General features: G+C 62.9%; 15 protein-coding genes. 4 read left to right on the top strand and 11 right to left on the bottom strand.

Annotated elements, in window-relative coordinates; genetic code table 11:
- Positions 1-2: 2 nt before the first annotated feature.
- The 6 genes from ilvD to OHZ10_RS19130 form a co-directional block, all read right to left on the bottom strand.
- Complete coding sequence (ilvD, locus tag OHZ10_RS19155) at positions 3-1,844, bottom strand: dihydroxy-acid dehydratase (RefSeq protein WP_174993991.1); 1,842 nt, start codon at positions 1,842-1,844, stop codon at positions 3-5.
- A gap of 58 nt (positions 1,845-1,902) precedes the next feature.
- Positions 1,903-2,973, bottom strand: coding sequence for a DUF6421 family protein (locus OHZ10_RS19150; RefSeq protein ID WP_342705555.1), 1,071 nt, complete (start codon positions 2,971-2,973; stop codon positions 1,903-1,905).
- A 26-nt stretch (positions 2,974-2,999) separates the two neighbouring features.
- Entirely contained in the window at positions 3,000-3,524 is a 525-nt protein-coding gene (locus OHZ10_RS19145; protein WP_342705554.1) for a flavin reductase, read from the bottom strand.
- A gap of 36 nt (positions 3,525-3,560) precedes the next feature.
- Complete coding sequence (locus OHZ10_RS19140) at positions 3,561-4,865, bottom strand: MFS transporter (protein WP_342705553.1); 1,305 nt, start codon at positions 4,863-4,865, stop codon at positions 3,561-3,563.
- Positions 4,866-5,350: 485 nt separating this feature from the next.
- The gene (locus OHZ10_RS19135) at positions 5,351-5,866 is read right to left on the bottom strand and encodes a gamma-glutamylcyclotransferase family protein (RefSeq protein ID WP_342705552.1); all 516 of its coding nucleotides are present in this window, start codon (positions 5,864-5,866) and stop codon (positions 5,351-5,353) included.
- A 46-nt stretch (positions 5,867-5,912) separates the two neighbouring features.
- Positions 5,913-6,191 (bottom strand): phosphopantetheine-binding protein, encoded by a 279-nt coding sequence (locus OHZ10_RS19130; protein ID WP_196486645.1) that lies wholly within the window; start codon positions 6,189-6,191, stop codon positions 5,913-5,915.
- A gap of 197 nt (positions 6,192-6,388) precedes the next feature.
- Here OHZ10_RS19130 and OHZ10_RS19125 point away from each other — a divergent pair, with 197 nt between their 5' ends.
- The 3 genes from OHZ10_RS19125 (at position 6,389) to OHZ10_RS19110 (ending at position 8,817) form a co-directional block, all read left to right on the top strand.
- Positions 6,389-7,024 carry a glutathione S-transferase family protein gene (locus tag OHZ10_RS19125; RefSeq protein ID WP_059238139.1) on the top strand — a complete coding sequence of 212 codons (636 nt, stop codon included), beginning with the start codon at positions 6,389-6,391 and terminating at the stop codon, positions 7,022-7,024.
- A gap of 1,233 nt (positions 7,025-8,257) precedes the next feature.
- Positions 8,258-8,440: a hypothetical protein gene (locus OHZ10_RS19115; protein WP_174993978.1), complete on the top strand. Its 183-nt coding sequence runs from the start codon at positions 8,258-8,260 to the stop codon at positions 8,438-8,440.
- Positions 8,441-8,568: 128 nt separating this feature from the next.
- Positions 8,569-8,817 carry a hypothetical protein gene (locus tag OHZ10_RS19110; protein ID WP_342705550.1) on the top strand — a complete coding sequence of 83 codons (249 nt, stop codon included), beginning with the start codon at positions 8,569-8,571 and terminating at the stop codon, positions 8,815-8,817.
- 255 nt (positions 8,818-9,072) lie between these two features.
- Here the strand turns inward: OHZ10_RS19110 and OHZ10_RS19105 are convergent, their stop codons facing one another.
- The 3 genes from OHZ10_RS19105 to OHZ10_RS19095 all read right to left on the bottom strand — a co-directional run bounded on the left by OHZ10_RS19105 (position 9,073) and on the right by OHZ10_RS19095 (position 10,453).
- A complete protein-coding gene (locus OHZ10_RS19105; RefSeq protein WP_059240859.1) occupies positions 9,073-9,357 on the bottom strand; it encodes a hypothetical protein in 285 nt (94 codons plus the stop codon).
- A gap of 73 nt (positions 9,358-9,430) precedes the next feature.
- Complete coding sequence (infA, locus tag OHZ10_RS19100) at positions 9,431-9,697, bottom strand: translation initiation factor IF-1 (protein ID WP_081051969.1); 267 nt, start codon at positions 9,695-9,697, stop codon at positions 9,431-9,433.
- 552 nt (positions 9,698-10,249) lie between these two features.
- Positions 10,250-10,453: a cold-shock protein gene (locus tag OHZ10_RS19095; RefSeq protein WP_059238145.1), complete on the bottom strand. Its 204-nt coding sequence runs from the start codon at positions 10,451-10,453 to the stop codon at positions 10,250-10,252.
- Between the two features lie 1,034 nt (positions 10,454-11,487).
- Between OHZ10_RS19095 and OHZ10_RS19090 the strand changes: the two genes are divergently transcribed.
- The gene (locus tag OHZ10_RS19090) at positions 11,488-11,727 is read left to right on the top strand and encodes a hypothetical protein (RefSeq protein ID WP_059238147.1); all 240 of its coding nucleotides are present in this window, start codon (positions 11,488-11,490) and stop codon (positions 11,725-11,727) included.
- Positions 11,728-11,888: 161 nt separating this feature from the next.
- On the opposite strand, the gene OHZ10_RS19085 is transcribed toward OHZ10_RS19090, so the two are convergent.
- Positions 11,889-12,149: a transcriptional regulator gene (locus tag OHZ10_RS19085; protein ID WP_256086993.1), complete on the bottom strand. Its 261-nt coding sequence runs from the start codon at positions 12,147-12,149 to the stop codon at positions 11,889-11,891.
- Positions 12,150-12,312: 163 nt separating this feature from the next.
- Entirely contained in the window at positions 12,313-12,630 is a 318-nt protein-coding gene (locus OHZ10_RS19080; RefSeq protein WP_059238152.1) for a hypothetical protein, read from the bottom strand.
- Positions 12,631-13,058: the final 428 nt, after the last annotated feature.

Here is a 13,058-nt window from a genome sequence, read left to right as displayed (position 1 = left end):
GATCACCCCTTCACGATGCGCACCGCACCGCGCGCGGCGCTGGTGGTCATCGCCGCATACGCGCGCAACGCACCCGACACGCGGCGCTGCCGCTTCTCCGGCTGCCACGCGCGTTCGCCGCGTTCTTCCATTGCCGCACGACGACGCTGCAACTCGTCGTCGTCGACGACGACACGGATCGAGCGGTTCGGGATGTCGATCTCGATCACGTCGCCGTTCTCGATCAGGCCGATCTCGCCGCCTTCGGCCGCCTCCGGCGACACGTGCCCGATCGACAGTCCGGACGAGCCGCCCGAGAAGCGGCCATCGGTGATCAGCGCGCACTGCTTCGCGAGCCCTTTCGATTTCAGGTAGCTGGTCGGATACAGCATTTCCTGCATCCCGGGCCCGCCCCGCGGCCCCTCGTAGCGGACGATCACGACGTCGCCCGGGCCGACCGCACCGCCGAGGATGCCCTCGACCGCCTCCTCCTGCCCCTCGAACACGCGTGCGATGCCGGAAAAGCGCAGCATCCCGCCGTCGACGCCGGCGGTCTTCACGATGCAGCCGTCACGCGCGATGTTGCCGAACAGCACCGCGAGCCCGCCGTCGCGCGAGAATGCATGCTCGGCGTCGCGAATGCAGCCGGTCTTGCGGTCGAGATCGAGCTCGTCGTAGCGGTTGTCCTGGCTGAACGCGACGTGCGAACGCACGCCGCCCGGCGCCGCGCGATAGAAGCGCGCGACCGAATCGACCCGATTGCGCATCACGTCCCAGCGCTCGAGCATGTGCGCGACGCTCGGTGCATGAACCGTCGGCAGCGTCGTATTCAGCAGCCCCGCGCGATCCAGTTCGCCCATGATCCCGATCACGCCGCCGGCGCGATGCACGTCTTCCATGTGCACGTCCTGCACGGACGGCGCGACCTTGCACAGCACCGGCACGCGGCGCGACAGCCGGTCGATGTCGGCCATCGTGAACGGCACTTCGCCTTCGTGCGCGGCGGCCAGCAGGTGCAGCACCGTGTTCGTCGAGCCACCCATCGCGATGTCGAGCGTCATCGCGTTCTCGAATGCATCGCGCGTCGCGATCGAACGCGGCAGCACGCTCGCATCGTCCTGCTCGTAGTAGCGGCGCGCGAGATCGACGATCACGCGGCCGGCCTCGAGGAACAGCCGTTTGCGCTCCGCGTGCGTTGCGAGCACCGAGCCGTTGCCCGGCAGCGCGAGCCCGAGCGCTTCGGCCAGGCAGTTCATCGAGTTCGCGGTGAACATGCCCGAGCACGAGCCGCAGGTCGGGCATGCGACGTTCTCGACCGCGCGCACCTCGTCGTCCGATACCTGCTCATCGGCGGCCACCACCATCGCGTCGATCAGGTCGAACGACCGCCGCTTTCCGCGGAAGGTCAGCTTGCCGGACTCCATCGGCCCGCCCGACACGAAGATCACCGGAATGTTGAGGCGCATCGCGGCCATCAGCATCCCCGGCGTGATCTTGTCGCAGTTCGAGATGCACACCATCGCATCCGCGCAGTGCGCGTTCACCATGTACTCGACGCTGTCGGCAATGAGTTCGCGCGACGGCAGGCTGTACAGCATGCCGTCGTGGCCCATCGCGATGCCGTCGTCGATCGCGATCGTGTTGAATTCCTTCGCGACCGCGCCGGCCGCTTCGATCTCGCGCGCGACGAGCTGGCCGAGATCCTTCAGGTGGACGTGGCCCGGCACGAACTGCGTGAACGAGTTGACGACCGCGATGATCGGCTTGTCGAAATCGGCGTCGGTCATTCCGGTCGCGCGCCACAGCGAGCGAGCGCCGGCCATGTTGCGTCCGTGGGTGGAAGTACGTGAACGATAGGTAGGCATCCTGATCCTCGGTTGATTCGATTCGAAAAGGTCGGCGCGGCGGGCAAGCAGCCGGCCGTCAGTGCGGCCGGCCGGCCGCACCCCAGTTGTTGTCGTTCTTCGCGAGCGTCGGCAGCACGAACGACAGGATCTTTCTCCGGTCGAGATCGGACGACACGCTGAGCTTGTATTCGAGCGCGGTCAGCTTGATCACGATGGACCTGAGCGCCTGGGTCAGGCGTTCGTAGCCCCCTTCGAAATAGAGTGTTTCGCCACGCTGCGCGATCACGCCGTGACGAGACAGGTAATGAAACAGCGCGACGGACGAGCGCGCGTCGTAGTTGTCGAGCGGCGGCGCCTGCAGCGGGTAGCGGATCAGACGCTCGGCCAGGATGTACTGGATCGATGCGCGCAGCACGCGATCGTCCGAGCGCAGCCGGAACAGCGCGAGGATCGACAGGATGTCGACGCGCAACTCCTCGGCGCCGGCACCGTTGCGCGTACTCTTCGCATCGAGGTACTCCGGAATCGGCAGGAAGCCCGTGCGATGGTGGTATTCGTGCAAATGCACCCAGATCGCGCTGGCCTGCGTCAGCAGTTCGTCATCGGCCGCGAGCAGGTCCGGAAAGGCCGTCGGCGACCATCTCGCCTCGATCGCCGGGCGCGTGTAGCGTTTGAAGCGCTCGACGAACTTGTCGATGAAGTAATACGCCTTGTGATAGGCGTGCAGATCGGCATCGATGAAGTTCTCGCCGAACACGGCGACCGCCAGCGGATTGCGGAAGCCGTCCGTGCACATCCGGATCTGCACCGGCAGCGCATTGCCGTCCGGCGCGATTTCAAGCACGCTCGGCGGAATCGGCACGGGTGCGATGGTGGCCGCCTCGAGAAACGCGTCGGCGTTGTACGGCACATCGAAAAAACCGAGGATGAAGCTAGGGTCAACCGAGTACGTCAGGTCCAGCAGGCGCCCCGATGCGAGGCAACGGTTTTCCAGCGTCACGAGCAGCGCGCGCACGTGCGGATTGTCGGCATAGTTGCCGAGGTGCGTCCGTGCGCATTGCGCAATGCGCGTAACGTCGGTGCGAAAGCCGCCCGCGAGGATCTCGCTCCGGCAGCGGTTGGTGGCTTGTACGATTTCGCGTTTCATGTGAGTCGTCCTGTCGGCGCGCGTCGTTATACGACGCGGAATTCGCGCTGCAGATAGACGAGCGCGTCGTCGTCGGGCGCCGCGCAATGCAGCGACACCACTTCGCCCACGAGCAGCTCGTGCGTCGCGGCGCTCATCGATGCCACGAGCCGGCAGTCGAGCGCGATGCGTGCACTCGCCAGCACCGGCGCGCGCGTCGCGAGCGTGCCCCATTCGCCCACCGAGAAGCGCTCGTCGCGTGCGTGCGCGGTGCGGCCCGCGAACACGTCGGCGAGAAACCGGTCGGCCGCGCCGAGCGTGTTCACGCAGAACACCGCGTTCGCGATCAGCCGCTGCGCCGACACGCTGTCTCGATTGACCGACACCAGCACCGTCGGCGGCGCGTCCGACACCGACAGCACGGCGGTCGCCGTCATGCCGCAGCGCCCCGCCGGCCCGTCGCTCGTGAGTACGTGAACCGCCGACGCAACGCGGCACATCGCGTCGCGAAAGCGTTGCGGCGAAGCGCCGATCGACTGGTCGGTGAACAGCGCGGGTTCGTTGTGGATCATGTCCTGTCTCCGGGATGCATTGGGGGAAACGCCGCGCTACCGGTTCACCAGCGCCTTCGGCAACGACAGCGCGAGCAGCCCGCCCAGCGCCATGCAGCCGGCCATCATGTAAAGGCCTGCGTCGTTCGATCCGGTCACCTGCCTGAGCAGCCCCATCAGATAGGGGCCGAGGAATCCCGCGAGATTGCCGATCGAGTTGATCATCGCGATCCCGGCCGCCGCCGCGGTGCCGCCGAGAAAAGCGGTCGGCAAGCTCCAGAACAATGGAATCGCGGTGAGGATGCCCATCGTCGCGAGCGTCAGCGCCGCGATCGCAAGCCCGGTCTGATGCGCCCATCCGACCGCGAGCACGAGCCCGACCGTGCCCATCGCGCCAGGCACCGCAAGGTGCCAGCGCCGCTCGCGCTGCCGGTCCGAACTGCGCGCGATCGCGATCATCGCGAGCACCGCCAGCGCGTACGGCACCGTCGACAGCAGCCCGATCGTCAGCGGATCGGCCACACCGGTCGCATGAATGAGCGTCGGCAGCCAGAACCCGACGCCATACAGTCCGATGACGAACGAGAAGTAGATCGCGCACATCAGCCAGACCCGCGGATTCACCATCACGGCGCCCAGCGACAGATGCGACTTGACGGCTTCCTCCGCGTTCACGTTGCGCTCGAGCAGCGCGCGCTCGTCGTCGCTCAACCATTTCGCCTGCGCAATCCGGTCGTCGAGCAGCGCATACACGAGCACGCCGGCGACGATCGACGGCAACCCTTCGAGCAGGTAAAGCCACTGCCAGCCGTGCCAGCCGTTGAGCCCGTCGAACGCCTTCAGGATGTAGCCGGACACCGGGCCGCCGACGACCCCCGACAGCGCCACGGCCGTCATGAACACCGTCGTCATCCGCCCGCGCCGGTGCGCCGGATACCAGTAGGTCAGGTACAGGATCACGCCCGGGAAGAACCCGGCCTCGGCGGCGCCGAGCACGAAGCGCATCGCGTAGAACGTCGCCGGCGTCGTGACGAACATCGTCAGCGCGGAGATCGCGCCCCACGTCACCATGATCCGCGCGATCCAGACGCGTGCGCCGACACGATGGAGAATCAGGTTGCTCGGTACTTCGAAGATGAAGTAGCCGAAGAAGAAGATGCCGGCGCCAAGCCCGTAGGCCGCATCGGACAGCCCGAGATCGCCGGCCATCTGCAGCTTCGCGAAGCCGACGTTGACGCGATCGAGATACGACACGAGATAGCAGAACAGCAGCAGCGGCATCAGCCGCCACGCGACCTTGCGATAGGCTGCTTCCTCCGAAACCCGCAATGCGGACGATACGGTCGATACAAGCGTCTCCATGATTTTTCCTTTCTTTCGATCGGTTATTTTTTGTTGCGCACGGCGTCCGGATTCCGGCTTGCGCCGCTCGGCATCGGGCCGCGTCGCCCAGCGCGGCCGAGCGCAGCCGTCACGTTCGCGCGCGCAGGATGCCGCGGGCACGCACGCCTGCGTGCGACGTCCGTTCAGCGGTTCGTCGAATCCGGTTCGGGTGCTGCGGATCAGGTGCGCATCGGTGTCGCGATGGCCGGTCGCGACAGCGCGACGCCTCCGGGGGCTCGTTGTACGTCGTTGTGCCCGGGAACTGCGTCGCCGGCAGGATGGAACGCGCGCAGCGCGCGCGGGTAGTCGAAAGCGTTCTTCATGTTCAGCCTTTTGCTCACATGCCCGCTTAGGGCTCCTTTACAACGTTCGTCGACGTTCGAAGTCGAGAACGCACCGCTGGACCGGACGCCCTTGTGGAGCCTCCGGTACCGTGATTCCATCCGGCCGCGCACGGCGTGCCGTCACTGCATTGCTGGCGGGCGATCGCGCAACCCGACGATGTAGGCGACCGTGCTGTCCCGATACGACGTCGACACGCCCGCATCGGCCAGCCCGCGCACCAGCAGGTCGCGATAGCGTGCACTCGGCGCGGCGTCGCAGTCGAGCGTGACTGCACCGCGATACGTCAGCGCGTGCACGCGCTGCCCGCCCTGCTCCGACACCTCGACCGCGCACCGTACGTAGCGGCCGAGATGCACGCCTTCGCGGCGCTCCAGCGCGGCGAGCATGCCCATCGGCAACCGGTACAGCGCCCCCTCGACGATTGCGCCTGCAGCCGGTTCGATGTTGGCGCAGCAGACCGGCTCGTTGAGCGACGCGTAGTTGAAGGCGAGACGGTGGTCATCGAGCCGCGCCGCGCCCGCGAAATATGCCGCCGCATCGCATCCGAGCGAGGTCGACAGGCTCGCGAGATTCATGCACGAGCCGTACGCGAAATACGCGAAATGCTCGCCGCTCAGCAGGTCTTCCGTCGTCATCGTGTCGCGTCCCGGGTCGTGACGTTCGAGGTTGGACAGGCGCGCATCAGCATGAAGAACCTGCAGCGCGCGGCGTACCCAGCACGTAGTGGTCGTAGATCGCCGCGACCGACGCGATCGAGTCGAGCACGAAATCGCCGATCGGAATCTCGATCCTGAGCGTCTGCTCGATGAACAACACGAAGTGCACGAGCGACAGCGAATCGAGCAGGCTGGCATCGAGCAGGTTCGTCTGCGCCGTCACACGTGCCGGGGCGCCCGGATCGATGCCGGCCAGAAACGTCTTCACGCTGTCGATCAATTCGTCGAGACTCATCATCCGCATCACGATTACGCTCCAGAAACTTTCGTTCGTCCCGTCCCGCATGCATCGCGCCCGCCGGCGACATCCGCATCGAGCCGCACTATCCTTCACATCGTCTTTCGTTTTTGACTTTCGAGCAGGCGTCATGCACCATGCGACGCGTCGACACGACAACCCGGTCAGCTTCCCGATTCATATAAATAGGACACTTAACCAATATGAAAACTCATACGTTGTTCTACTGCCCCGGCCACCTGTCATTTGCACCGCACGTCATCCTGCGCGAGCTCGGCGCGCCGTTCGAACTCGCACTCGTCTCGATCAAGGACGGTGCAACGCAGAGCGCCGAATTCCGGCAACTCAACCCGAAAGGCAAGGTGCCCGTGCTGCACACCGGCGACGATGTGCTGACCGAGTCGTCCGCGATCCTGCTCTATCTCGGCATGCGCTATCCCGAGGCCCGGCTGCTGCCCGATACCGCGATGGGCGTCGCACGTGCCGTCGAGTGGATGAACTGGCTCGCGTCAGTGCTGCCCGGGACGGTCGCGCTCAATTTCCATCCGTCGCGCTTCAGCGACGACACGGCCGCGCACGACGGTATCCGTGCGAAAGGACGCACCGGCATCCTCGCCGCGTACGCGCAAATCGACGAACGGCTCGCCGCGCACGACTGGGCACTCGGCGAGCATTACTCGATTGTCGATCCGATGCTGCTGATCTTCTTCAAATGGGGGAACATGCTGAAGCTCGACATGCGCGGGTTCGCGCATTGGGCTGCGCATACGGAGCGCATGCTCCGCCGCCCTGCCGTTGCGACCGCGCTGTCGGTCGAACAGATCTCGGTCTGGGCGTAATGGCGAAACCGGGTCGGGCATGTGCCCGATCCGGAGTGCTGCCCGCGTCCGTCGCGTCTCCTTCATCTTCTCAGGTCCTTTTCGCCGCTTTTCTTTCTTTGTTGCCCCGGCCTGGCCCACGGACATTATTTTCAATGCCCGGCCGACCCGTGCCACGACTCCGGGAACAGGAGCCGCGACCGCAATCGTGAATGGCGTTCGCTCGTGTCACCTGGCCCCTTCGGCACAATTTCCGCGATCACGGCGAATGCGTGAACAATGCAGCATCCATTTCGAGACGTCCAATATATTTTCGACAACCGATTGAGTCGCGAAAAATATCAATCCGGCGATTCCAGCCTCGTCGGAAACAATCACGCACCTTCTCGCCGATCACCAAACACGGCAAACGTATCGGCTGGCATGTAGATGGAGGGCAACAGATTGAGAAGCCGGACATCTTTTCGGAGAGACAACAACAACTGGGGCCCCTCGGAAAAAGGGACTTTTCCGCCCGATAAAAATCAATGACTTAGCCATATTTTTTGAAACAACCCCATGCTACCCAGCTCGGAAAAAATGTCCTTGGGTATGGGATTTCTCAGAGAATTCGTCTTTGGGAATGTCGCCCGCCTGCATCGGAGTATTCCGGTAGAACCATCCGATGAATGATTTGCCGTGTGCCGCTGGTTTCCGGAAGTCGCTCAGGACCCGAGCCCCAGCGAAATACCATGGCCCATCGTCGGGTAAGGCATGGTCCGGCCGCGATCCGCGCCCGAAATGGCTCGCTGGCAAGCCGCTCGACTACTATCCGGTCGAGCGAGCAGCGAAGCCGTGGTGGCTCGAAAAGGACGCCTGACGCATAGCGACAGATATCTCGGGTTCGATCGAGCATGCGCCCCTGTCGGCCAAGCGGCCCGGGAACAGCAATCCGCCTGGGTATCGGTGGCGTCGAAGCGATCGGATGGCGCCTGTTGGCCCCGCGACTGTTCAACCGCGGTCTGTCGCAAGACACATGAGAGCGCATTTGCCTGCATCCTGGTGCCGAGACAGCAGAGGTTCGCTTTCCGACGCGACGCTTGTCCAGTCCATGACCTGCTTGATCGCTTGTGAACCGGGTCCGTGGCTATGGGGCGCTACCGATCGGAAAGAGGTCGAGCGTACCGTCCCCAGGATCGTATATGTGGAGGCGATACATCCTCGCGGCGTAGCAGAACTTGGGAATCCTTCCCCCAAGACGCCTAGAATTCAGTCATGGCTGCATTCCACAAGGAGGCTGTCATGACTCAGTCGATGATTGGTTGGGTGGTTGGTCTTGCGGTGGTCGCGGTGGTTGCCCTCGCGTTGGCGCGCCGTTACCAGAGCGAACATCCCGGTATGGAAGTTGTTCAGTGGTTGGACTCGCATCACCTGGGGTGGCTGCATCGCAAACATTGACGTGCCCACGCTGGCGGCGACAACCCCGCCTTGCCGAAGTTTACCGGGGGCCAAACGCACGGATGCAGGCGGGCGGGTGTAGTCGACCATGTCGTTGTCTTACCAGGGGTCCTGGCAAGGAAGGCATCATGGATGATGAAGTGTGTACGACCCATACGCACGTGGCACGCCTTCGCGTGGTGAAGACCGTGTCTGGGCGCTATCGCGGAATCGTCCACGTGCACCGCATTGGAGAGGATCCTGACTCCTCTGAGCAACACGATGCCGAAGGGGATTTTTCGACGGACGTAGAGGCGCGTGACGCCGCGCGAACGCTCGCGCGCAGTTTGCTCGACGAGCAAATCGAGGTGCACGAAAAAGCGCAAGGAATCGATTGAATCTGCGTCGGCGGATTGGTCGCTACGCAGCGTCGCTCGGCAACGCGACGTCCATCAGCGCGTAGCGCGCCAGTCGCACAATGCGGCCGCTCGTCCGTTGATCTGCTTTGAGAGCACGGAAAAAAGGAATGCCGGTGCTACGGTGCAAGTTTCCCGTGACCGGCAGCATGGCATCGGCTCGCTCAATATCGGATCGGGACGCGAGTCTCCGATTGACGCGCACGCCCATGCATTGCTGTTCGACAAAGAGTCGTCTCAAAGAACCGCGTCGAGCATCCAGTGCTCGCCTCGGTTCCGGTCGATGATGTCTTCTGCGTAACGTTGCGAGGCCCGGCGTGCGTCACCGGCACTGGCAAACGGCGCACCGTCGACAAGCTTGAAGGTCTGGCTCCGGGTCAGCGTGGTGTCGGTGCCGCGCAGGCAAACCTTGACCGCCGCGTCGAAACCGGCTTCGTAGTTGTGAGTACGGCCGGCGCCTGCGTGAAAGTGAGGGTAGATCAGCGGATATATTTCGAATCCGCGATAGGTACACATACTCATGATGAACTCCTGGTGATTGATGGCTACAAACTGCGTAGACGAGCGCAATCAATCCTGTATCGACGCTACATGGTCAGCGTCGAACAAATCGGTTTCGAGGCGCACTGGGCGAAGCCCGTTCGTCTTTGTGCCGGAAATTGATACGTCCTTTGGTCAGGTCATAGACCGACAATTCGAGCCTGACCTGATCGCCAACGAGAATGCGAATGCGGTGCTTGCGCATGCGGCCCGATGCGTACGCCGCAACGACCGCACCGTTTTCCAGGGTGACGCGAAACCTGCTGTCCGGAAGCACCTCATTCACTACGCCGTCCAATTCCAGCAATTCTTCCTTTGCCAAATCAATTTCTCCAATCGATGTGACGCACCGCAATCGCAGTGGCGTGCGGATCTCCGCCCCCCTGACAGGGCGCGGCTTCATTGCAAATACGAGATTGACCATGCGTGGGGAGCGCGTACCCACACGACATGCGGGCCACGCCCTGTCCGGCCGCTAGCGCGTCCCGGTGGAGCGCTTCTTCCCGCTCGATCTGGCGGGCGCGGCGGGTGCCTTCGGCGGCACCCAGTTCAGCGCCGCGCCGAGCACCGGCCAATCCTTGGAGCGCCGTGGTCTTGCGAGTGATCGCTTGTTGCGCAACTGACTCTTGGTCAAAGTTACCTCCGTACGCGTCGATCGCAAACTCACGATGAATGAGCCGTCCAGTCGTTCGCCGCCGGACGCGCGGCGTCCCCACCTTCTTCCTTGTGGTGTACGTTCGCACATATCCGTGCAAGTCGTCTCGACGCGAAACGGTAGTCGCAGGAGGACCGGGGGCGTCTGCGGCGGATGCGAAAGATCCCGACCGATCACTGCATGACCGACCCTGTACACAGGATCGGAGAATGATGTGGATTACTGAGGAGTGATGTTCGATGCCTGCAGACCCTTGGGCCCGTGCTTCGTCTCATAGCTGACCTTTTGACCTTCGGCCAGCGTCTTGAAGCCATCGCCGCGAATCTCCGAGAAGTGCGCGAACAGATCATCGCCGCCGCTGTCAGGCGTGATGAAGCCAAAACCCTTGTTGTCGTTGAACCACTTGACGGTACCGGTATCCATGGAAACTCTCCTGATATTGGACAATATGCATGCGCCCCGATAGGGGTGCACGAAAAAGGATCAAGGAGGGAGAGGACAACGAATACCGCGTTCCGCGGTCAGTGATGAGCAGCAATCACGCTTCTTGAAGGCTTCAGACACCCACCCTACGCGGGGCCAAACACCCTGTCAAGCTGTTTCGGTCGGAGCATGTCGGGTGGGCGCGCAAGAAGACGCCGCGATAGGCGAAGCTCGCCCCGGTTGCACATCCTCGTCTCCGTTGCTTCGAGTTGTTTCGAATTTCTAAGTGAAATTTCGACGATACCGTCAGGGCACCATCGCTCCGCGTACCGGCGATTGTTCACACGTGACGGAACCGATGCGTCCCCGCGCCCGATCGGGGCCGCAAGCCATGCGGCGGTTCGCGCAGAACTTTCGCTGTACAAGTTCGCCAATGGGCGTAGGATGGATTCGTTGACTGACTCGCTACCGATTCCCGCGCCACTCAAGGCGCGCCCCCCTCCGAACGTGATCGGGCCTCTCATCGAAACCGCGCAATGCGGACGAGCGCGACACGCATCGCCTTCCTATACGAAGCGTCTGATCGATACGTGTCTACAGGGCATGAGCGTGTTGGATAGCGCGTCCCGATCTCTTCCCCTGTCCATCCTGCTTCTGCGTCCGCGGCGGCGCCACAGACTCGAGCACGCCTGGCGCATGGCGTGCCGGCATCGGCGGGAGACTGGACATGAACAGGAAAGACCTGTTGAAGTGAATTCGACACGATGGTTCTGGCGTCATCGAGCAGTTCCTGCCGTATGACGCTCGTGCCGAGCTGGATGACGTCATTCTCGATCGTCGTCATGAAATCGATGAGGATGCCTTTCTGATGTTTCTCTCGATCCGCGCGCTGTTGCGCAAAGGCGGAATGTCGAGCTGAGAATCGGGCCCGGAGGCAGGTCATATCATGGCATTCCTCAATATTTGATGGTCCCGGTCGCGACGAAACGCTCGCGGTGGCCACTGGTCCCGCAGCAACTGAAGGAGGAAGGAAAATGCAGCTCGATTCAACCCGATTCCATATCGACCCGACACCGCGCAGAGCCGACGGGGAATACATGGCACACGCGCGGATCAGCATCAATCGTTCGGATGGCAGCGAGTATGACGTGCAACTGAGCGGAGATCTGGCTGGCTTCGATGTGCGCGAGGACGCAATTGTCTTTGCGAAAAGCTGGGCCCTCGAATGGCTCGAGGCGTATTGGGTCGACGATCTCCCAGCGTCGATGATTTGAACTTCGGGTGGCACGCCAGCCACCCGCGCAGGAAGCGCCTCCATTGCGCCGCTCGTCTTTCCCGCGCTCACGCCATCGGGCCGCACGAGTCCCACGCCCACGAAGTCCGCGACTCTCGCAAGCCGGACTTCCTCCCAGGTGCGGCACGTCGCGTCGGGAAATCATTCCAGTCTATCGAAGGCACCCGCTTCGAGATCTTTCCTGAAATGCTGTAGCCAGTCGCTTTCGTCGCCGACCACGTATTCCCTCGCAATCTGCGTCGAGAACCTGGTTATGGTGACATAGCCCTGCAGACCGAGGTTCTCATCACCCTTCGGGTCGGTCGTATCGGTTTCCTGCAGATCGAAATCGCCCTCTGCCAAACCACGGCGCTCCAGGGTCGCCAGAAAGTCTCGGTGTTCATCCGGTTCGATCAGCCGCATATTCAGCCCCCTTGTGTTCAGCGCGGATGTCGCGGGGCTCGATGTCACGGGGGCCGACGGCACCCGCTCAGGCGTTGAAATCATGCGCACTGAACCCATGCGGTGTACATCACGATCCCCGACATACGGCGCTACCAGACAGCAAGCATCATTGCCTGCGGTTTTATCGTCTCGGTCCTTTCATGCTTTCCGACTCCATGGCCGCATTCCGCTCTTCACTCGCCTCGATGGGGTCCATCGCTTCGTCAACCGACGCCGTTGCGCGCTCAGCAGCCGCTTTGGTTTCGTCTTCCGGGGAGTCGGCATCGCTGTTGCTGTCACCCGGGGGGAGCAGCATGTCCTTGAGCATCGCGCTCAGCTCCGGCGTGTCCCACGGCAGGCCACGGCTGGTTCGGACCTTGATGTAGTGCCTCACTTCCGCGTCCTGCTCCGCAGTTAGCGGCAGCCCCCGGAAGGTGCTTTTGGGGTCGGGGTCTCTCATCACTGTCTCCTACTGCTATAGCGTCTTCAGTGTAGTCCCATTGCGACCATGAGAGCCGTGACCGCAGCGCTCATTCGTTGAATCGAGTGCCATGCGTCGCTGCGGCAGGCAACAGGCGGCCATCAGCTGCCGCTGGCTGCCTACGTCGCGATGACATTCGAGCCGCCGTGTCCCTCGGTTAAGCGGCATTCCGCCCAGGATTCCGTTCGCGAGTACGTCCCCTGGTACCGCAGGCAGTGTCTCCAGCCGCAGGCTGACTACGCACACGATATCCAGGCGCGGGGCGTTCAGGCAGGCGCCCTCTACGTTCACGACCTTCATCCGGACCGGTAACGCAGTTGCAGCCGTCGCAGATATCCTCCTTCGTCGTTCATGACCGACTAGTCCTGCGGACTGCGAATGGATTTAGCCAGGCACCCGGACGATAT

It is taken from the genome of Burkholderia arboris (genome assembly GCF_038723655.1).
GTDB classification, from domain to species: domain Bacteria; phylum Pseudomonadota; class Gammaproteobacteria; order Burkholderiales; family Burkholderiaceae; genus Burkholderia; species Burkholderia arboris.
Note: the sequence above shows the minus strand (reverse complement) of the source record. Positions and strands in the feature narration are given on the sequence as shown.

Bases quoted from the DNA above. Each gene is read 5' to 3' on its own strand.
- ilvD (WP_174993991.1), bottom strand. From the start codon at position 1,844: ATGCCTACCTATCGTTCACGTACTTCCACCCACGGACGCAACATGGCC.
- OHZ10_RS19150 (WP_342705555.1), bottom strand. From the start codon at position 2,973: ATGAAACGCGAAATCGTACAAGCCACCAACCGCTGCCGGAGCGAGATC.
- OHZ10_RS19145 (WP_342705554.1), bottom strand. From the start codon at position 3,524: ATGATCCACAACGAACCCGCGCTGTTCACCGACCAGTCGATCGGCGCT.
- OHZ10_RS19140 (WP_342705553.1), bottom strand. From the start codon at position 4,865: ATGGAGACGCTTGTATCGACCGTATCGTCCGCATTGCGGGTTTCGGAG.
- OHZ10_RS19135 (WP_342705552.1), bottom strand. From the start codon at position 5,866: ATGACGACGGAAGACCTGCTGAGCGGCGAGCATTTCGCGTATTTCGCG.
- OHZ10_RS19130 (WP_196486645.1), bottom strand. From the start codon at position 6,191: ATGCGGATGATGAGTCTCGACGAATTGATCGACAGCGTGAAGACGTTT.
- OHZ10_RS19125 (WP_059238139.1), top strand. From the start codon at position 6,389: ATGAAAACTCATACGTTGTTCTACTGCCCCGGCCACCTGTCATTTGCA.
- OHZ10_RS19115 (WP_174993978.1), top strand. From the start codon at position 8,258: ATGGCTGCATTCCACAAGGAGGCTGTCATGACTCAGTCGATGATTGGT.
- OHZ10_RS19110 (WP_342705550.1), top strand. From the start codon at position 8,569: ATGGATGATGAAGTGTGTACGACCCATACGCACGTGGCACGCCTTCGC.
- OHZ10_RS19105 (WP_059240859.1), bottom strand. From the start codon at position 9,357: ATGAGTATGTGTACCTATCGCGGATTCGAAATATATCCGCTGATCTAC.
- OHZ10_RS19095 (WP_059238145.1), bottom strand. From the start codon at position 10,453: ATGGATACCGGTACCGTCAAGTGGTTCAACGACAACAAGGGTTTTGGC.
- OHZ10_RS19090 (WP_059238147.1), top strand. From the start codon at position 11,488: ATGCAGCTCGATTCAACCCGATTCCATATCGACCCGACACCGCGCAGA.
- OHZ10_RS19085 (WP_256086993.1), bottom strand. From the start codon at position 12,149: ATGCGGCTGATCGAACCGGATGAACACCGAGACTTTCTGGCGACCCTG.
- OHZ10_RS19080 (WP_059238152.1), bottom strand. From the start codon at position 12,630: ATGAGAGACCCCGACCCCAAAAGCACCTTCCGGGGGCTGCCGCTAACT.